13 protein-coding genes and 1 riboswitch are annotated in these 19780 nt (G+C 67.6%); of the genes, 4 read left to right on the top strand and 9 right to left on the bottom strand.

Going from position 1 to position 19780, the window contains the following annotated elements:
* The first annotated feature begins 400 nt into the window (after positions 1-400).
* Positions 401-2380, top strand: coding sequence for an ATP-dependent zinc metalloprotease FtsH (gene ftsH / locus HWX87_RS02280; protein ID WP_176045470.1), 1980 nt, complete (start codon positions 401-403; stop codon positions 2378-2380).
* Between the two features lie 222 nt (positions 2381-2602).
* Here ftsH and otsA read toward each other — a convergent pair whose 3' ends face one another.
* The 3 genes from otsA to HWX87_RS02265 all read right to left on the bottom strand — a co-directional run bounded on the left by otsA (position 2603) and on the right by HWX87_RS02265 (position 8649).
* On the bottom strand, positions 2603-4009 hold the full coding sequence (otsA, locus tag HWX87_RS02275; RefSeq protein WP_176045469.1) for an alpha,alpha-trehalose-phosphate synthase (UDP-forming): 1407 nt from the start codon (positions 4007-4009) through the stop codon (positions 2603-2605).
* A 523-nt stretch (positions 4010-4532) separates the two neighbouring features.
* On the bottom strand, positions 4533-6152 hold the full coding sequence (locus HWX87_RS02270) for a methyl-accepting chemotaxis protein (RefSeq protein ID WP_176045468.1): 1620 nt from the start codon (positions 6150-6152) through the stop codon (positions 4533-4535).
* Positions 6153-6618: 466 nt separating this feature from the next.
* Positions 6619-8649, bottom strand: a complete 2031-nt coding sequence (locus tag HWX87_RS02265) for a TonB-dependent receptor (RefSeq protein WP_176045467.1) — start codon at positions 8647-8649, stop codon at positions 6619-6621.
* Between the two features lie 417 nt (positions 8650-9066).
* Positions 9067-9223: riboswitch (FMN riboswitch) on the top strand.
* A 66-nt stretch (positions 9224-9289) separates the two neighbouring features.
* On the opposite strand from HWX87_RS02265, the gene HWX87_RS02260 reads away from it, so the two are divergent.
* Positions 9290-9796, top strand: a complete 507-nt coding sequence (locus HWX87_RS02260; protein WP_176045466.1) for a 6,7-dimethyl-8-ribityllumazine synthase — start codon at positions 9290-9292, stop codon at positions 9794-9796.
* A gap of 68 nt (positions 9797-9864) precedes the next feature.
* On the opposite strand, the gene HWX87_RS02255 is transcribed toward HWX87_RS02260, so the two are convergent.
* From HWX87_RS02255 to HWX87_RS02245, 3 genes are all read right to left on the bottom strand, one after another.
* Positions 9865-11310, bottom strand: coding sequence for a sialidase family protein (locus HWX87_RS02255; RefSeq protein ID WP_176045465.1), 1446 nt, complete (start codon positions 11308-11310; stop codon positions 9865-9867).
* A gap of 455 nt (positions 11311-11765) precedes the next feature.
* Positions 11766-12197: a MarR family transcriptional regulator gene (locus HWX87_RS02250; RefSeq protein WP_176045464.1), complete on the bottom strand. Its 432-nt coding sequence runs from the start codon at positions 12195-12197 to the stop codon at positions 11766-11768.
* Positions 12194-13111, bottom strand: a complete 918-nt coding sequence (locus tag HWX87_RS02245) for an alpha/beta hydrolase (protein ID WP_176045463.1) — start codon at positions 13109-13111, stop codon at positions 12194-12196. The genes HWX87_RS02250 and HWX87_RS02245 overlap by 4 nt, the downstream gene beginning before the upstream one ends.
* Before the next feature lie 297 nt (positions 13112-13408).
* Between HWX87_RS02245 and HWX87_RS02240 the strand changes: the two genes are divergently transcribed.
* Together HWX87_RS02240 and HWX87_RS02235 are read left to right on the top strand one after the other, a co-directional pair.
* The gene (locus HWX87_RS02240) at positions 13409-14377 is read left to right on the top strand and encodes an ABC transporter substrate-binding protein (protein ID WP_176045462.1); all 969 of its coding nucleotides are present in this window, start codon (positions 13409-13411) and stop codon (positions 14375-14377) included.
* Positions 14378-14438: 61 nt separating this feature from the next.
* The gene (locus HWX87_RS02235) at positions 14439-15533 is read left to right on the top strand and encodes an LLM class flavin-dependent oxidoreductase (protein WP_176045461.1); all 1095 of its coding nucleotides are present in this window, start codon (positions 14439-14441) and stop codon (positions 15531-15533) included.
* 70 nt (positions 15534-15603) lie between these two features.
* Here HWX87_RS02235 and HWX87_RS02230 read toward each other — a convergent pair whose 3' ends face one another.
* From HWX87_RS02230 to HWX87_RS02220, 3 genes are read right to left on the bottom strand one after another with little or no spacing between them, the layout of a single operon-like run.
* Complete coding sequence (locus tag HWX87_RS02230; RefSeq protein WP_176045460.1) at positions 15604-16536, bottom strand: ABC transporter substrate-binding protein; 933 nt, start codon at positions 16534-16536, stop codon at positions 15604-15606.
* Positions 16537-16570: 34 nt separating this feature from the next.
* Positions 16571-18367: an amino acid ABC transporter permease/ATP-binding protein gene (locus HWX87_RS02225; protein ID WP_176045459.1), complete on the bottom strand. Its 1797-nt coding sequence runs from the start codon at positions 18365-18367 to the stop codon at positions 16571-16573.
* 60 nt (positions 18368-18427) lie between these two features.
* The gene (locus HWX87_RS02220) at positions 18428-19780 is read right to left on the bottom strand and encodes an LLM class flavin-dependent oxidoreductase (protein WP_176045458.1); all 1353 of its coding nucleotides are present in this window, start codon (positions 19778-19780) and stop codon (positions 18428-18430) included.

Raw genomic sequence — 19780 nt, 5'->3', positions numbered from 1 at the left:
ATGCGTGACGGAATGCAATGCCGGGCGTCGCGCGGAAAGTGCGGGCGGCCGAATTGTCATAAAAATGTCACGAACGCGACTATAACGCGGCGAGTGCCGCGAATGAAAGCCGTTTGTCGGACGATTCGACTCGCGCGGCGGGCGATGCGGGACGCGCGCGCGCGAACTAGACTGAATTCAGGGGCGGCGCGTCGCGGCGTGCCGCCCGGGCGACGATCGCCCGGCGGCGCCGGCTGACGGCGTCGCCGCGGCGTCGTCGATGCGATGCAACAAGGCGACACAGCGAGGCGACGATGGCGCGGATGGATGCCGTTTTCGCATGGCCGCCGATGCCGCGTGCCGGTTGCGCACGCGTGCCCGCGTGAGCGCACGCAGCGCAGCACGAGGCCGGCCCGATGCCATGGACAGGAAATTCGACTACCCGGGATTGCTGATCGCGGCGGGCTTCTTCGTGTTGTTCGCCGCGCAGTTGCTGATGCTGCACCCGACGTCGGCGTCGATCGCGTACAGCGATTTCCACAAGCTCGTCGCCGCGCGGCTCGTCGACGATCTCGAGGTCGGTCCCGCGTCGATCTCGGGCACGCTGAAGATGCCGCAGGCCGGCACGATGCTGCCGGCATCCGAAGCCGCGGCCGTGCAGCAGGCAGGCGCACCGTGGCGCTTCACGACCAACCGCGTGACCGACGAGCACCTGACCGACACGCTGACCGCCGCCGGCATCCGCTATCACGGCACGCCCGACACCGGCTGGATCGCCGCGCTCGCGTCGTGGCTGCTGCCGCTCGTGCTGTTCGTGTTCGTGTGGAACATGATGCTGCGCAAGCGCGGCGGGCTGCAGGACTTCACCGGGATGGGCAAGAGCCGCGCGCGCGTGTACGTGCAGCAGGAAACCGGCATCACCTTCGACGACATCGCGGGCATCGACGAGGCAAAGGCGGAACTGCAGCAGCTCGTCGCGTTCCTGCGCAATCCCGACCGCTACCAGCGGCTCGGCGGCAAGATTCCGAAGGGCGTGCTCGTGGTCGGCGCGCCGGGTACCGGCAAGACGCTGCTCGCGCGCGCGGTGGCCGGCGAGGCGGCCGTGCCGTTCTTTTCGATCAGCGGCTCGGCGTTCGTCGAGATGTTCGTCGGGGTGGGCGCGGCGCGCGTGCGCGACCTGTTCGAGCAGGCGCAGCAGAAGGCGCCGTGCATCGTGTTCGTCGACGAGCTCGATGCGCTCGGCAAGGTGCGCGGCGTCGGCCCGATGTCGGGCAACGACGAACGCGAGCAGACGCTCAACCAGCTGCTCGTCGAGATGGACGGCTTCCAGGCCGGCTCGGGCGTGATCATCATGGCCGCGACGAACCGCCCCGAAATCCTCGATCCCGCGCTGCTGCGGCCGGGCCGCTTCGATCGCCACATCGCGATCGACCGGCCTGACGTGAACGGCCGCCGGCAGATTCTCGGCGTGCACGTGAAGCGCGTGAAGCTCGCGGCCGAGGTCGACCTCGGCGAGCTCGCGTCGCGCACGCCGGGCTTCGTCGGCGCCGATCTTGCGAACGTCGTCAACGAGGCCGCGCTGCATGCGGCCGAACTCGGCAAGCCGGCGATCGGCATGGCCGATTTCGACGAGGCGATCGACCGCGCGCTGACGGGGCTCGAGCGCAAGAGCCGCGTGATGAACGAGCAGGAGAAGCTGACCATCGCGTATCACGAAGCCGGTCATGCGCTCGTCGCGGAAAGCCGTGCGCATTGCGACCCGGTGAAGAAGGTGTCGATCATTCCGCGCGGCGTCGCGGCGCTCGGCTATACGCAACAGGTGCCGACCGAGGATCGCTACGTGCTGCGCAGGAGCGAACTGCTCGACCGGATCGATGCGCTGCTCGGCGGGCGCGTCGCGGAAGAACTCGTGTTCGGCGATGTATCGACCGGCGCGCAGAACGATCTCGAACGCGCGACCGCGATGGCGCGCCACATGGTCATGCAGTACGGGATGAGCGAGAAGATCGGGCTCGCGACGTTCGACGACGGCGATGCGCGCCAGGGCATGCCCGGCGCATGGCATCCGGGCGACGGCCGTTGCAGCGAGCACACGGCGCGGATGATCGACGACGAAGTGCGTACGCTGCTCGCGGATGCGCATGCGCGGGTTGCCGCGACGCTCGGCGAGCGCCGCGATGCGCTCGAACGCATCGCGCGACGGCTGCTGCAATGCGAGGTGCTCGAACGCGACGCGCTGCAGGCACTGATCGACGGGCGCGTCGAAGCGTCGTCCACCGAGTCGGCTCCCGTGTCCGGCGACGAAGCCGGCGTGCGTGGCGGGGCGATCGAAACGGAACAGGCGTCCGCGGTCGAGCGCGATTTCGTCGCGTACGGGCGGCCGCGCGAACCCGATCGCTGAACGCGCCGCGCCAATCGGTGACCGGCGTGCGTCGACGTGTCGATGCGGTGCGCTTGTGCTTCGAAGTCACGTTTGCCGGCACGACGCTGTCGCCGGTGCTCATCGACGAACGGCCACCGCTCGGCAATGGGCGCGGGCATTCCGGTTGCGGTCGACGTGTGGGGTGTGAACGGTGCGACGCTGGAATTCGCGGCGACGGATGCGTGACGCTGCGTCAGCGCATCATGACTCGGCCGCGGCCGCGACTTCGGCCGCTTCGGCAAGTGCGTTGAGAAAGCGCGTGCGCCACCAGTGCACGTCGGTCTTGCGCACGATCGCCATCAGCGCAGAGTGACGCTGGCGGCGCTCTTCGAGCGGCATCGCGAGCGCGCGCTGGATTGCCTGCGCGGTGCCTTGCGTGTCGTACGGATTGACGAGCAGCGCCGACTTCAATTGTTCGGCCGCACCCGCGAAACGCGACAGCACGAGTACGCCCGGATCGGCTGCGTCCTGCGCGGCGAGGAATTCTTTCGCGACGAGGTTCATCCCGTCGCGCAGCGGCGTGACGAGCGCGACGCGGCTCGCGCGATAGAGGCCCGGCAGGCGCTTGCGTGCAACGGTGCGGTGGATGTAGCGCATCGGCATCCATTCGAGTTCGCCGTAGTCGCCGTTGATCGCGCCGCACAGGCTGTCCATCTCGCGCCGCAGGTCGTCGTATGCGCCGAGATCCTCGCGGCTCGGTGCGGCGATCTGGATCAGCGTCGCGCGATCGCGGTTCTCCGGATATTGCTCGAGCAGCTGGCGGAACGCATGCACGCGCTGCGGCAGCCCCTTCGTGTAGTCGAGCCGGTCGACGCCGACGAGCAACTGGCGGCGCGAATATTCATCGCGCATCCGTTCGAACATCTCGATGCCGTCGCGGTCGCGCGCGAGCGACTCGAATTCGTCGACGTTGATGCCGATCGGGAACGCACCGGCCGACAGCGTGCGGCCGAACGCATGCAGGCGGCCGTCCGGCAGCCGCGCGGCGCCGGCTTCCGCTTCGACGTAGTGCTCGAAGTGGAGCAGATCCGATTCGGTCTGGAAGCCGACGAGGTCGTACGCGAACAGCGAGCGCATCAGCCATTCGTGTTCCGGGATCGCGGCCATGATCGGCGGCGGCGGCATCGGGATGTGCAGGAAGAAGCCGATCGGATTCGTGCAGCCCATCGCGCGCAACTCTGCCGCGAGCGGAATCAGCTGGTAGTCGTGGACCCAGATGGTGTCGTCGGGCCGCAGCAGCGTGCGCAGCTTGCGCGCGAACAACTGGTTCACGCGCCGGTAGCCGTCGGCAAAACGCCGGTCGAATTGCGCGAGATCGAGCCGGTAGTGAAACACCGGCCACAGCACGTTGTTCGAATAACCGAGGTAGTACGCGTCGTAATCCTGCGGATCGAGATCGATCGTCGCAAGCTGGATGCCGCCGACGTTCTGGATCTGCACCTCGTCGCCATGCGTGGGCTGATCGTCGCCGCCGCGCAGCCTGCCGCTCCAGCCGAACCATACGCCGCCGGTTTCCTGCAGGCTGTCCTTCACGGCGACCGCGAGGCCGCCGGCCGCGGCTTTACGGGGATCTGCGATGCGATTGGATACGACGACGAGTCGGCTCACCAGCTCTCCTGACGATTGTTGGGGGAAAGGTTCGTGCGGCCAAGGCGCGAGAAGCAGACGCCGCCATCGGCGCGCGGTGCGCGTTGCGATGGGGCCGCAATGCGAACGGACGGGAGTCAGGGCATGCGATTCGCCGTCCGAACGGGGAGTGCTTTTTTAAGCATACTCGTCATTCGTTCGTTTTAAAAGACTGTATCGGCGAGCGGTGCGGGTGCGAATGCAGCGCGATTTCCATGACGGCGATATGGCAACGCGCGATACACGGGCGGGATCGAAACTTGCGCGACGCGGCAAACGCAGTGTGCGCGATGGCGTGCGGAGAAGCTACACGTACGCGTGCCGTGAATGCACGGCGCGAATCGGCGACGCGCGACGTCGCGCGTGCATGCGGGGCGTGCCGGACGACGACGATACGCAGCTGCATCGCGTGCCACGCGCGGCCGCGCATCGCGCGGTGCGCGCATGCGGAACGCAGGCAGGCAAGCGAAACAGCGTGCGCATCGTCGTCTCCTGGCCGTGCCGGTTACACGGCGGCCGGCTGCCAGTGATGCGTGCCGGCCTCGTGCGCATGCGCACCCGGCGACGTCGCGTGCGTACCGGACGGCATCCGGAATGCCGCAACCGTTTCGGACAGCTCGCGACCCTGCGCCTCGAGCGACTTCGATGCGGCCGCAGCCTGCTCGACGAGTGCCGCGTTCTGCTGCGTCGTCTCGTCCATCTGCGTGACCGTCAGGTTCACCTGGTCGATGCCGCGGCTCTGCTCGGCCGATGCGGCCGCGATCTCGCCCATGATGTCGGTCACGCGCGCGACGGCCTGCGTGACGTCGGACATCGTCTTTCCGGCTTCGCCCGCGAGCGCCGAACCGTCCTGGATCGTCTGCACCGATGCGGAGATCAGCTCCTTGATTTCCTTCGCTGCCGTCGACGAGCGCTGCGCGAGACTGCGCACCTCGCTCGCGACGACCGCGAAGCCGCGGCCCTGTTCGCCCGCGCGTGCGGCTTCGACGGCCGCGTTCAGCGCGAGGATGTTGGTCTGGAATGCGATGCCTTCGATGATGCCCGTGATGTCGGCGATCTTCGAGGAGCTTTGGCCGATTTCCGTCATCGTGTCGACCACGCGGCCGACCACCGAACTGCCGCGCTGCGCGACATCCGATGCATTCGCGGCGAGCGTGCTCGCCTGCTGCGCGTTCTCCGCGTTCAGTCGCACCGTCGACGTGAATTGTTCCATCGTCGCGGCGGTTTCCTGCAGCGACGCGGCCTGTTCCTCGGTGCGCTGGCTCAGATCGAGGTTGCCCGACGCGATTTCGCTCACCGCGTGCGCGATGCTGTTCGACGAATCGCGCACACGTCCGACGATGCCGATCAGCCGCTCGTTCATCGTCCGCAGCGCTTCGAGCAGGTCGCGCGTTTCGTCATTGCCGCTGACCTCGATGCGGCTGCCGAGATCGCCGTTCGCCACCGTGCGCGCGACGTCCACGGCCGAGCCGATCGGCACCGTGATCTTGCGCGTCAGCCACAGGCCGCCGGCGACGGCGACGACGACCGCGATCAGGCAGATGCCGGCCAGCAGGTTGCGCTCCATCGCGTAGCGGTCCGCGAATTGCTGCGCGATCGCGAGCTCGCGTTCATGCGTATAGGTCGCGTACGCGTCGGTCGCGCGCACCAGCTGCGCGAGCAGCGGGCGGCAATTGTCGTCGATGTCGGTGGTCGCCTCGTCCTTCTTGCCGGCCTGTGCGAGCCCGACGATGCGCAGCGCGACGGGCCCGTAATTGCCTTCGATGCGCACGATGTCGCCCACCAGCTCGCGCGCGCGATCGGAGGTGTCGGTCGCGTTCGCCATCATCTCCTTGAGCTTCGCGAGATGCGTCTGCACGTCCTTGTGCGCCTGATTCACTTCGGCGAGTTCGACCTCGACGTCGGCCGGTTTCGTCACGAGCACGAGGTTGCGCGCGGCGATCGCGCGACGGTCGACTGCGGTGCGGATTTGCGCGGACAGGTTTGCCCGCGCGTTGATGCCGTTCATGTAGCGTGAAAACTCGGCATTCGTATCGGACAGTGCCTTGAGGGCCATGCCCGACACGATCACGACGACCGCGGCGAGCAGGCCGAAGCCGCCAAGGAGTTTTGTTTTGATGCTCATTCTGGCGATTTTCACGTTGTGCCTCTGCGCGAGTGGTTGGCAAATGGAATTTATTGTTCGACCAGATACGGGCTCGTGCCGGCATTAACGGGTATTCGGGATGATTCTTTACCCTTCGCAAACCCTGATATTAGTTTTTTTAGCGCTGAAAGCGTTGCCAGGCGGGCGTTCTTGATCCTGATCAAAAATCGGCAGGTCGCCCGTGATTCAAGGGTTTATACGTGAAATTTGAAACCGGTTTTATTGATGAAACAAAAATCGTCTTTTTGCTAATAATCGTCTGATGATTTTGTTTTGATTTATGGGTGAATGACGGAATCTGGTTTTCTGCGAATCCGGGGAGGGCGCCGATACGGATGCTCGGCGTGCGCCGCTCGAGTGGCGCGATGGGCGCATGAACGGAAACGGGCGCGCCCCGTCGGCGCGCCGGACAAGCCTGCGGCGGGCGCCGCGAGCCGTGCAAGGGTCAGAACGTGGTGCGCAACCCGGCCATCACGCTGCGGCCGCCTTCGGGCGCGAAGCCGCGCACGACCGACGTCGAATAGCGGATCTCCTGGTTCGTCAGGTTGTCGCCGCGCAGGTAGGCGAGCCAGTGCGTCGGGCCGACCCGGAACTTGTAGGTCAGCATCACGCCGAGCGACGTGTAGCCGTCCGTCGAGAAATCGTTGTCGGGCACGCGATGCTGCGACCAGGCGTGCGTGACCTGTGCGCGTGCGCCGAACGGGCCGTAGCCATAGTCGGCCGCGAGCGTTGCGCGCAACGGCGCGATGCGCGGCAGCGGCTGGCCCGTGTCGACGTTGCGCGCATGCGTGTAGTCGGCCGTCAGCTCGAGGTCGACCGTGTGCCCGCGCCGCGAGAACGCGCGCCATTTGCCGTCCAGCTCGACGCCGTAGAACTCGGCGCGCACGCCGCGATAGATCGCCTCGTTCAGCGAGCCGTCGGTGCCGGGGGCGACGGGGTCGCCATCGTCGTCCACGACGCGGCCCGTGTTGTACTCGGTCAGGTAGTTCGAGAAGCGGTTGTAGAACACGCCGACGCTGCCGCGATTCGGGCCGCTCGCATAGCGCAGCGACAGGTCGGTCGACACGGCTTTCTCCTTCGATGCGTTCGGGTTGCCGATCAGGAACTGGCCGGTCGCATCGTGCGGGCCGTTCGAATACAGCTCGTAGAAGGTCGGCGCGCGTTCGGTGTACGCGACGTTCGCCGCGACCGACCATACCGGTGTCAGCGAAAACAGCGCGCCGGCGGACAGGCTGCCCGCGTTGAAGTCGCGCGGCTGTGCGCCCGCGAATTTCTCGACGCCGGCCGGGTCGGGGTCGACTTTCACGTGTTCGAATCGGCCGCCGAGGCTCAGCTTCAGCGCGGGGACGACCTGCCATTCCTCGAGACCGAACAGCGCGACGCTGTTCGTGCGCGTGGACGGCACGAGCAGTTCGTCGCCGAGCGCGGAGAACGTGTTCTGGCCGAACTGCACGCCGATCGCGCCTTCGAACGGGCCGATCTTGCGGTGCCGTGCCTCGATGCGCGCTTCGTAGCCACGATTGCGGAAGGTGGTCGCCGTCTCACCGTTGTCGACTTCCTTGTGACGGTAGTCGGTGTACGCGAAATCGAATTTCAGCTTCGTGAACGGCCCGCTCAGGTTGCGCACCTCGGATGCGAATGCGAGGCGCTCCTGTCGCATCCGCAGCCGCACGTCGCTTTCGGCAACCGAACCGTAGTTCGATTCGTAGCCGCTGTACGACAGGCCCGCGAAGCCGTCGGCCCATGTATACGACGCGCCGACCGCGCCGCCGTGCACACGGCCATCGCTGTTCGGCACGTTGCCTTCCGGCTGCGGCGTGTCGGGGCCGTCGATCGCGCGTTGCTGGCTGCTGCGCGCGTAGCCGGGAATCCGCAGCTTGCTCGTTTCGCGGTCGAACGCGTCGACGTGGAACGCGAAGCGGCCGTTGCCGCCTTCGACCTGCGCAGCACCGGCGCGCACGGAATTCGCGCCACCGTAGCGCGCGTCGAGCGCCCCCGTCACGCCCTGGATCGCTTCGCGCGGAATCCGGTTGTCGATCGTGTTGACGACGCCGCCCACCGCGTTGCCGCCGTACAGCAGCGCGGCCGGGCCGCGCACGATTTCGACGCGTTCGATCGACAGCGGATCCTGCGGCACCGCGTGGTCGTACGACAGCGACGACGCGTCGTAGGCCGCGACGCCGTTCTGCAGCAGCCGGATCCGGTCGCCATCCATCCCGCGGATGATCGGGCGGCCGACCATCGGCCCGTAGGTCGTGGTCGACACACCGGGCAGCCCGTTGAGCGTTTCGCCGAGCGAATCGGCCTGGCGGCGCGTCAGCGCATCGCCGGAGAGCTGCACGGTCGGCGCGATCAGTTCGGTGTCGCCGAGCGGGTTCGCGGTCACGAAGATCGGCGCGAGCGGCGTGCCGGCCGGTGCCGGGCTCGACGACGCGGGCGTATCGGCTTGCGCGTGGGCGACGGCGGCGAACAGCATCAGCGAAAGGGACGAGAGTGGGCGAAGCGGTAAACGAGGGAGGTCGCGCATGGTCGGTGAATCGGTTGGAATCGGATCGGATAACGAGCGATGCGGGTCACCGCTGGATACGATATATTGTTGCGTCAATGACGCGCAGTGACCCGATGGAACATGGCTCGGCGAGGCTTGGCCACCCACAGTGGAACGGCGTCAGGCGGACGAGCACCTGAAATGATATGTTATATCATTTCAAATTCCAAGCCGGCTGGCAGGTTCCCGTCGGGTTTCTGTCGGATCGGTGAAAAGTGCGGTTGGAGCGGAGGGCCGATCACGGGAGCCGGACCGGGGGAGCGCGTCGGGCGCACGAGGCGAGCGGACAGTAGAAGACCGGCACGACGAGACTGTGATAGATTTCCGCCGCGGCCAATGTGCCGCGAACGTTCTCAGGGCGGGGTGAAATTCCCCACCGGCGGTAATCGCGCGATTGCGCGTAGCCCGCGAGCGCTTGCCGGCACGCATGTGCACGGCAAGGTCAGCAGACCCGGTTTGATTCCGGGGCCGACGGTTAAAGTCCGGATGAGAGAGAGCGGGGTTCGTTGCGTACGCAAGGTACGCGGCTTGTCCCTGTGCGCCCATTCAACTCACACAGGACCTATCGATGACCCAACTTGCTTCCCCCTCCCAAACCGCTGCGCCGCGTATCGCTTTTGTCCAGTCGTGCTGGCACAAGGAGATCGTCGACCAGTGCCGGAACGCGTTCGTCGACGGGCTCGCCAATGCGAACCTGAGCCAGGCGGATTGCGACTTCTTCGAAGTGGCAGGCGCTTTCGAGATTCCGCTGCATGCCAAATTGCTCGCGAAAACCGGCAAGTACGCGGCCATCGCGTGCGCCGGCCTGGTGGTCGACGGCGGCATCTATCGCCATGACTTCGTCGCGCAAGCGGTGATCTCCGGTCTCATGCAGGTGCAGCTCGAAACCGGCGTGGTGGTGCTGTCGGCGGTGCTGACGCCGCATCATTTCCACGGTGCCGAGCATGTCGCGTACTTCCACGAGCACTTCCTCGTGAAGGGCGCGGAACTCGCGCATGCGTGCGTCGATACGATCGGCAAGGTCGCTGCGCTGAAAGCGGAACCCGTGGCCGCCGCGATTGCGCAGGCTGCCTGACGCCTTGCGGTGTGCCTGCCGCCGCGCGATGAATGGTGTTGCGCGGCGGCGTGGCGGTCAGTGTCGCATCACGGTGCGAAGAACACGTCCGTGCGGTTCGTCAGGTTGCCCGCGTTGGTCTGGATGAAGAACGGGTGGAACGACGACGACGGGCGCACGTCGAGCCCCTGGTAGTCGCCGATGAAGAATCCTTCGGCGTTGGGCGCGAGCTTCATGTCGAACGGGCCGCCCACGCGCCGCTCGGTGGCGAACGTCGTGCCGCCGTCGAGCGAGATCTTGCGCCAGAAGCCGGTCGGCAGCGTCGTCGTGTTGCCGGCCTGCAGGTCGCGGAAGTCGTAGTAGGTGACCATCACGGCGCCCGTGTTGTCGACGCGCACCGACGGATTGAACGCGGGGCGCCCGGTCGGCGTGTTCAACTGCTGCGGCGTGCTCCACGTCGCGCCGCCGTCCTTCGACGTCGATACCGCAATCTCGTCGTACTTGCCGCCGTTGAAGCGGCTGTCCTGCCACACCACGTAGAGTTGCCCGGACGCGGGATCGATCGCGGGCTCCGGAATGATGTCGCCGGTGCGCACCGGTTCGCCGGTGTTCGGATCGGTCACGCCGACCGTCTGCAGCCGCGCGATCACCTGCGGCTTCGTCCACGTCGCGCCGTCGTCCGTCGACTTGATGAACGCGACCTTTCCGGCTGCCTTGCTGAACGGCGGCTGGATCAGGTCGAAGAAATCGTAGAGCGTGCCGCTCTTCGGATCGACGACGATCTGGTTGCCGATCGTCTGCTGGCGCGACGGGACGTTGACGATGACTTTCGCGGCGCTCCACGTCTTGCCGCCGTCGGTCGTCTTCGAGAACAGCGTCGGCCCGCGAAACGCCTGCGTATGCAGGTTCGCGTACGGATTGCCGTTCGGCAACTCGAGACGATCCCATACCGCATAGGCGGTGCCGGCCTTCACGGGGCTTGCCGTCACCGATTCCTTGTCGTTGAAGAACTGCGTCGTCGGTTCGTCGTTCGCGATCAGCACGGCGGGACGGCTCCACGTCTGTCCGCCGTCGGTCGATACGGACGCGGCTACCGCGTTGCCGTTGTTCGACTGGTTGAACGAGATCGACACCGAATATGCGGTGCCGTCCGGCCCGAACGATACCCACGGATCGGATGCGCGCTCGTACTTCAGCCCGCCCGGCGCGCATGCGCTGAACGGCTGCGGCGTGCGAGCCCAGGTCGCACCGCCGTCGAACGTGTAGCCGGCGACGAGCCCGTGCGCGCCGCCGTTCGACCAGCGGTCCTGCTGCCACACGCCGATCATGTTCGTCGGGTTCGCCGGGTTGACCGCGAGCCACGGTTCCACTTCGGCGTTCACGTAGTTGGTGCCGGGGCCGCCGATGGTGCACGCGGCGAACGGGCTCGGGCCGGACACGACGACAGGCTCGGCGTGCGCGGTCGCAGCGGCGGCCATCGCCATCGCTGCGGAAAGGCGGATGACAAGCGAAGGGGACACGATCGTGCGTCGCATGGACTGCTCCTCGTTGACGTGCGGCTGCGAAGGCACGGCACGGCACGGCCACGCGAGCCGGGGCATGGCGAATCATGCCGCGCCCGTCGCCGCGTGCCGTTCAGGATGCCGCTTCGGTCATCGCAATCCGCGTGCGCTGGAAGCCGCCAGCACGTCGGTTAAGACTCCTCTTCATTTTCATTGCTTGTCGGGTGTGCCTGCGATGTCGACCCGACGGAAAGGCCAGTCCGGGCATGCGACGAATGTGTCGAAGTGGATTGCAATGTAGGCGATTCGAATGCCGCCCGACAGGCAGTTTTTTGTAACAGTCAGTAGCCGGAAAGCGTTGCCGGCAGCGTGTGTCGGCAACGCAAAATTTGCCGTAGGGGCGACATGAAAATCGACTCGAAAACGCGAATCGCGACCGCTTTCTATTGATGCCGGCGCGAGCCGGTTGCGGAGCGGGAACGTGCCGCTCAGCGCTCCGCCGGAAACCGGTCCTGCAACGCGTGCAGCCAGCGCGCGACGACATCGAGTTCGTCGTCGGAAAACCCGTCGCACAGCTTGCCGTTCAGTTCGCGCAGCAGCACGCGTGCGCGCTTGAGCGCCGCGTGGCCCTCGTCGGTCAGGTACAGCCGTGTTGCGCGGCCGTCGTCCGAATCGGCATGACGCGTGATGAGACCGGCCTTTGCCATCCGGTCGGCGAGCCCTGTCATCGCGGACGGCGCGAGCTGCAGCGCGGCGCCGACTTCGCCGATCAGCGCGCCATCCTGCCTGGCGAGACAGAACAGCGCGCCGGCCTGCGCGGCGCTCGCACGCGTCTCGGTTTCGGCCTTGCGGTCGATCCAGCGCTGCACGCGCCGCTGGCCGATGTTCAACATGAAAAACAGTCGTCGGTCTTCGCTCAAGCTGGGTTCCCGGCTGCAATGGAAAGGGAGGGACGGCTCGCGTTGCGTGGCGTGTCGAGCGCCTGCGCGAGCCAGTCGGCCACGTCGGGCCACAGCACGGTGCCGGGCCGGCTGCGAAAGAAGCCCATGTGCCCGACCGGGCCGCTGCCCGCCGCGCGCGGATCGATCTGGCGGCGTTCGACCTTCGCGCGGGTCAGATAGCTTACCAGCAGCCCGATCGCAGCCGGGTTCGCCCATGGATCGTCGTCGAAACCGAGCGCGAGGATCGGCAGCTGCTGTTTCGAGAAGCGCTCGGCCGCGCCGAGCGTGGGATCGTCGAAGAAATAGTGCGGCAGCGTCGTCCAGCGGCTCCATTCGCGGAACACGCCGGCCGGCAGATCTTCGCCGAGCCCGAGCCGCTTGCCGGGTACATAGCCGAGCAGCGTGGACATCAGCGGGCCGAGCACGCGCAGGATCAGCCGAACCTTCAGGCGTTCGGCCGCCTGCGCGATCAGCCGCGTGCTGCCCGCATGCGCGGCGACGAGCACGGCCGCGCGCAGGTGCGGCGTGGCGGCGGACAGCCCGATCGCATGCCCGCCGACACTGTGGCCGACGGCCAGCAGCGGCAGCCCTTCGTACGCGTGCCGTGCCCATGCGGTCGCGGCGCCCACGTCGAGTTCCATCCAGTCACGCATGCGCGACTTCAGCGCGGCTAGGCGCGAAGGCCGCGATGCGCCGATGCCGCGATAGTTGTAGGTCAGTGCCGCGAAGCCGCGTTCGGTCAGGAAGCGCGCGAAGCCCGCATACAGCCGCTCGGGCACGGCCGTCGCCGGATGGATCAGCACCAGCGCGCGCGGCGCGGCGTCCGGCGACCACAGCGTGCCGTGCAGCGTGTAGCCGTCGGCGGCGGAAAACTCGATGGGTTGGGAGGTCATGGCCGTCCTCGCTCGGGTAGTTATTTCGTATGCGAAATATAGTCCGTGATTTATTTCGTGCGCGAAATATCTATCGAGGAATCATTCGAACGGCAGACGGCGGAGGCCGATCGCGAGCACGGTGAGAGTGCGCTCGCTTCATAAAATATTTGCATCTTTGCATAGCAGAATATTACGTTTGTCTCATGAAGCCGATCGACGTATCTTCACCGGTTCCATCCGGTCCGCCGGCCGTCGCGCACGGTGGACCACGCGGCGCCGCCATCGCGCGGCAGCCTGCCAACCTTCCGGGAGATCATGTTGTCGAGCCGAATCGTCACGGCGCTCTTGCTGGCGCTTGCCGCGCAGCCGGGCATTGCCAAGGACACCGTCACGCTGCGCGTCGGTGAGCAGAATTACTTCAACATCCAGGCGTCGATGGAGGCGTCCGGCGTGCTGAAGGACCTGCCTTACACGATCGAGTGGAAGCACTTCCAGGCCGCCGCCCCCGTTGCCGAAAGCCTGAACGGCAACGCGATCGACGTCGGCTTCCTCGGCGATTCCGCACTGCTGACGCTGGCCGCGCGCGGCGCGCCGGTCAAGGTCGTCGCGGTATCGCGGCAGAGCCTCGACGGCGTCGCGATCCTCGTGCCGAAGAACTCACCCGTGCGCACCGTGGCCGATCTGCAGGGCAAGACCATCGCCGTATGGCGCGGCGCGTGGAGTCAGCAACTCGTGCTGCGCGCGCTCGAACACGCGGGCTTGCGCGCCGATTCGGTCAAGTATGCGTACCTGATGCCGATCGATGCGACCAACGCCTTCGCGAACGGCTCGGTCGACGCCGTGTCGCTGTGGGAGCCGTTCGTCAGCACGCTGGCGTTGCGGCAGGGCGCGCGGCCCGTGACGACCGCGCAGGGGCTGATGCCCGCGCTGAGTTTCGTCGCCGCGAACGAGGCGGCCGCGTCGGGCAAGCGCGCCGAGATCACCGATTTCCTGCGGCGCGTGGTGGCCGCGCGTCAGTGGGTCGACAGCCATCCGCGCGAGTATGCGGACCTGTGGGCGAAGCGCGCGAAGCTCGAACCGGACGTTGCGTACCGCTGGCTCAACCACGCGAAGCAGCGCGTCGGCCCGGTCGACGACACGGCAGCGAAGGACGCGCAGAACACGGCCGACTTTCTGCACAAGGCCGGCGTGATTCCGGCCGCGTACGACACGTCGAAGCTGCTCGACCGCTCGTATGCGGGCGCATTCGCCGTGCCTGCGCAGAAGACGGCCGCCGCGCAGTGACCGTGCGTCCATTCCCCCGATTCTCCCGATTCCCGATCGCGTCACACGAGGACACCCCGCCATGCCAGTCGACATCATCGGCATGATCACCGCGACACCCGGCGCGGAGGTCGACGTACCGGGCGGCGCGGCCGTCCAGCCCGACTACGTGCGCCGCTTCGCGCAGGCGCACGAGGCGGCCGGCTTCGACCAGGTCCTGGTCGGCCATTTCAGCAACGCGGCGGACGGCTTCATCGTCGCGTCGTTCGCGGCCGCCGCGACCGAGCGCATCCGCATCCTGCTTGCGCACCGGCCGGGCGTGATCGTGCCGTCGGCCGCCGCGCGGCAGATCGCGACGCTCGACGTGTTCAGCGGCGGCCGGCTCGCGCTGAACGTCGTGTCGGGCGGCGACGATGAGGATCTGCAGCGCGACGGCGATTTCGTGCCGCACGATGCCCGCTACCGCCGCACCGGCGAATATCTCGACGTGCTCAAGCGGATCTGGGCGGCCGATGCGCCGGTCGATCACGACGGCGCGTTCTATCGCCTGCGCGGCGCATCACCGCTCGTGAAAGGCGCGCAGCGGCCCCACGTGCCGATCTATTTCGGCGGGTCGTCGCCGGCCGCGCTGGCGGTCGCGGGCGAGCATGCGGACGTCTACATGACATGGGGCGAGCCGCTCGACGCGGTGCGCGAGCAGATCGCCCGCGTGCGGGCTGCCGCCGTGCCGTTCGGGCGTGCGCCGCGCATCAGCGTGTCGTTCCGGCCGATCGTCGCCGACACCGAGGCGGCCGCATGGGAGAAGGCCGAGGCGATCCGTGAACGCGTGCGCGCGGCGCGGGTCGCGAACGGCCAGCCGATCGCCGGTCATGCACCGCAGAATGCGGGCTCGCAGCGGCTGATGGCGGCCGCGGCGCAGGGCGACGTGCTCGACGAGCGGTTGTGGATGGGTGTCGCGAACCTGACCGGCGCGCGCTGGAATTCGACCGCGCTGGTCGGCACGCCGGAGCAGGTCGCACGGGCGCTCGGCGCGTATTACCGGCTCGGCGTATCGACGTTCCTGATTCGCGGGTTCGATCCGCTCGACGATGCGCTGGCTTACGGGCGCGACCTGATTCCGGCGATTCATGCGCAGGTCGCTGAACTCGACCGGTATCAGGCGGCCGTGCCGGCGTAGACCAACAGCGTGCGAGTTGAATCGCCCCGGCATGTCCTTCGCGGCATGCCGGGGTGATTGTCTTCGGTCGTCAGAACGACGGCAGCCCCGGCGGATTGGTCTCCGCATGCGCGATCGCCTCGCTCTGCAAACCCCAACGCGCCAGCGCCTGCCCGTAGCGGCCGTTGCCGATCAGCGCGTTCGTCGCGAGCGTCAGCGCCGGTGCGAGCCCGCTGCCACGCCGCGTCGCGATCGCGACATCGGCATTGGCCGGCCAGCCCGCATTGACGACGCCGACCCGGCGGATCTTGCCGCTGCGCGCGGCCTCGTACGCGAGCGACGCATTCGGGTTCAACTCCGCGTCGGCGCGGCCCGACAGCAGCGCGACGCGCGCCGTTGCATCGTCGTCGAAATAGAGCAGCTCGGCCGGCTTCAGCCCCTGTGCGACATTGCGCTTGCTCCATTCGAGCAGGATGCGCTCCTGGCTCGTGCCGGCGCCGGTGATGAGCCGCAGGCCCGCGATGTCCTTCGGCTCGGCGATCTTCGTGATCGGGCTGCCGGTACGCACATAGAAGCCGTGCAGCCCGAGCCGGTAGGTCGTGAAGTCGTATTTCTCCTTGCGTTTCTCGGTCACGCCGACGTTCGAGATCACCGCGTCGTACTTGCCGGACGCGAGCCCGAGCGGCCAGTCGGCCCATGCGATCGGCACCAGCACGAGCGTGCGGCCGAGCGCATCGGCGACGAGTTGCGCATAGTCGGGATCGGCGCCGACCACGGTGCGCGCGTCGGTCGCGTACGTCGACACGGGCGGCGCATGCGGCGAAATCGCGACCGTGAACGCGCCGTCGCGCACCCAGCGGTAGGCGGCTGCCGCACGGATCGCCGCGTCGTCGCGATCCGCGCGCAGGCGGCCGGCCTGACGCGGGTCGAGATCGGCGGTTGCCGCCGCCGCGTGCGCGGCCTGCCATGGCAGGACGGTTGCCGCGGCCAGCGCGGCCGAGATGAACTGGCGCCGGTCGGTCATTGCGCGGTTCCTCGCAGGTCGGAAGCGGCGCGCATCACAGCACCCGCGACAGGAACGCGCGCGTGCGCGGATGCGACGGCGCGTCGAGCACCACGGCCGGCGGCCCGGCCTCGACGACGCGCCCGCGCTCCATGAACAGCACGTTGTCCGCGACTTCGCGTGCGAAGCCGATCTCGTGCGTGACGATCACGAGCGTCGTGCCCGAGCGCGCGAGTTCCTTGATCACGTCGAGCACTTCGTTGACGAGTTCTGGATCGAGCGCCGACGTCGGTTCGTCGAACAGCAGCACCTTCGGTCGCAGCGCGAGCGCCCGCGCAATCGCGACGCGCTGCTGCTGGCCGCCCGACAACTGGCGCGGGTACGCATCGGCCTTGTCCGCGAGGCCGACACGCGCGAGCAGCGTGCGTGCGGTGCGTTCGGCCGCATCGCGCGTCACGCCGCCGACCGCGATCGGCGCTTCGATCAGGTTCTCGAGCACCGTCAGGTGCGGGAACAGGTTGAAGTTCTGGAACACCATGCCGACGGCGGTGCGCCGCTTCAGCACGTCGCGTTCCTTCAGCTCGTGGAGCACGTCGCCGTCGCGGCGATAGCCGATCAGTTCGCCGTCGATGTCGATGTAGCCGTCGTCGACGCGTTCGAGATGGTTGATCGTGCGCAGCAGCGTCGACTTGCCGGAGCCCGACGGCCCGACGATCACGGTCACGCTGCCGCGCGGCGCGACGAACGAGACGTTGTCGAGCACGCGCTGCATGCCGAACTGCTTCGACACGCCGTGCACGGCTACCTCGCCGCCGGTGCGCGGCGCGGCGGCAGCGGCGGTATCGGCGCGGGCATCGCCGGCGGCCCGCGCGATCGATGCCGCGCGGCGCGACGTGGCACGCCGCCACAGCGCACCGATGCGCGCGAGCGCAAAGGTGAGCACGGACGGCGGCGGATTGCGCAGCGCACCGCGTGCATAGTGCCGCTCGACCTGCACCTGGATCGCCGACAGCACGGTCAGGATGATCAGGTACCAGACGGTCGCGACCATCAGCAGCGGAATCACTTCGAGGTTGCGCCGATAGATCACCTGCACCGTGTAGAACAGCTCGGGCATCGCGAGCACGTAGACCATCGACGTGCCTTTCGCGAGCGTGATCAGGTCGTTGAACGCGGTCGGCAGGATCGCGCGCATCGCCTGCGGCAGCACGATCCGCGTGGTCTGGCGGCCGCGCGGCAGCCCGAGCGCGGCCGCTGCTTCGAGCTGGCCCTGGTCGACCGCGAGAATGCCGCCGCGGATCACTTCCGAGGAAAACGCCGCGTGGTTCAGCGTGAGGCCGAGCACGGCGGCGAGGAACGGACTGATCAGCTCGGTGGTCGGCGCCTCGAACCACACGATGTCGGTAAACGGCACGCCGAGCCGCACGTGTTCGTACAGGTAGCCGAGGTTGTTCAGGATCAGCAGCAGCACGATCAGCGGAATCGAGCGGAACAGCCACACGAAGGTCCATGCGCTGGCGGACAGCAGGCGCGAACGCGACAGCCGCGCCAGCGCGACGAATGCGCCCAGCGCGAAGCCGAACACCGCACCGAGCAGCGTCAGCACCAGCGTGCGCGCGAGCCCCGACAGCACCGGCGGCGACAGGAACCATTCGGCGAATACCGGCCAGCCCCATTGCGGGTTGCCGAGGATCGAATGCAGCGTGATCGCGATCAGCACGAGCGCGAGCACGGTGCCGGCCGTGCGCGACCGGTGGCGCGCGGGCACGATCCGGAAACGCGTGCCGGCGTCGCGCGCGGCGGGGGAAGAGAGCGGCGGCAGTGCGCCGCCGAGATGGGTCGTGTCGCTCATGTCGTTGGACATCCTCGAATCTGTCGGGCGGGCGCGCCGCCCACGGGCGGCGCGGTGGCGTCAGGCGTGCGCTTCGGCCGCCGTTTCGTGCGGCGCGCCGGGCGCCGCGTGGCGGCTCGCCTTGCGCGGCAGGCCGAGGTGGTCGCGCAGCGTCGCGCCGGGCAGGTCCCGGCTGTAGCGGCCGCGCGCCTCGAGCGCCGGAATCACGAGTTCGACGAAATCGTCGACGCCTTGCGCCTGTACCGGAAAGCCGAGGATGAAACCGTCGCCGGCGCCCGCGTCGTGCCAGCGGATCAGCTCGTCGGCCACGTGCTCGGCCGTGCCGATGAAGTTCGGGCGCGGCGTGGCGACCGCCAGCGCCGTTTCGCGCAGCGACAGGCCTTTCTGCTTCGCGTCGGCCTTGATCCGGTCGGTGGTCGAACGGAAGCTGTTGCGGCCAAGTTCGCCGAGTTCGGGGAGCGGCGCGTCGAGCGCGTACTGCGTGAAATCGTGGTGGTCGAAATAGCGGCCGAGGTACGCGAGCGCCTCGTCGATCGTCAGCAGGTCGCGGATTGCCTGGTATTTCGCTTCCGCTTCGGCGGCCGTGCGGCCGACGATCGGCCCGACGCCGGGGAAGATCTTCACGTCGCCGGCTTGCCGGCCGTGCTCGATCGCGCTCTGCTTCACGCGCCGTGTGAACGCGGCCGTTTCCTCGATCGACGGCGAATGCGTGAACACGGCATCGGCGTACTTGCCCGCGAGGCCGATCCCGGTGTCGGACGAGCCGGCCTGGAAGATCACCGGCTGCCCTTGCGGCGAGCGCTGGATGTTCAGCGGCCCCGCGACCTGGAAGAAACGGCCGTGGTGATCGAGCGTGTGGAGCTTGTCGCGATCGAAGAAGCGGCCGGTCGCACGGTCGCGCACGAACGCGTCGTCGTCCCAGCTGTCCCACAGGCCCTGCACGACGTCGAGGTATTCGTCGGCGATCTCGTAGCGCAATTCGTGATCGGGATGCGCCTTGCCGAAGTTCTTCGCGGTGCCTTCGAGCGGCGTCGTCACGACGTTCCAGCCCGCGCGGCCGCCGCTGATCACGTCGAGCGATGCCAGCTGGCGCGCAACCGTGAACGGCTCGCTGTACGACGTCGAGATCGTGCCGGCGAGCCCGATCTTCTTCGTCGCGACCGCGAGCGCCGACAGCACGGTCAGCGGCTCGAAGCGGTTCAGGAAGTGCGGGATCGACTTCTCGTTGATGAAGAGGCCGTCCGCGACGAACGCGAACGCGATGCCGGCGGCTTCCGCCTTGCGGGCGACACCGATCGCGAAGTCGAGGTTGATGCTGGCGTCCGGCGGGTTGCTCGGGTGCCGCCAGGCGTTCATGTGGCTGCCTGCGCCTTGCAGCATCAGGCCGAAGGGGATCGATCGTTGGGTGGTCAT

The sequence above is a fragment of the Burkholderia sp. BCC1644 genome, assembly GCF_902833225.1.
Classification (GTDB): domain Bacteria; phylum Pseudomonadota; class Gammaproteobacteria; order Burkholderiales; family Burkholderiaceae; genus Burkholderia.
This window is presented reverse-complemented; position numbering and strand designations above follow the sequence as displayed.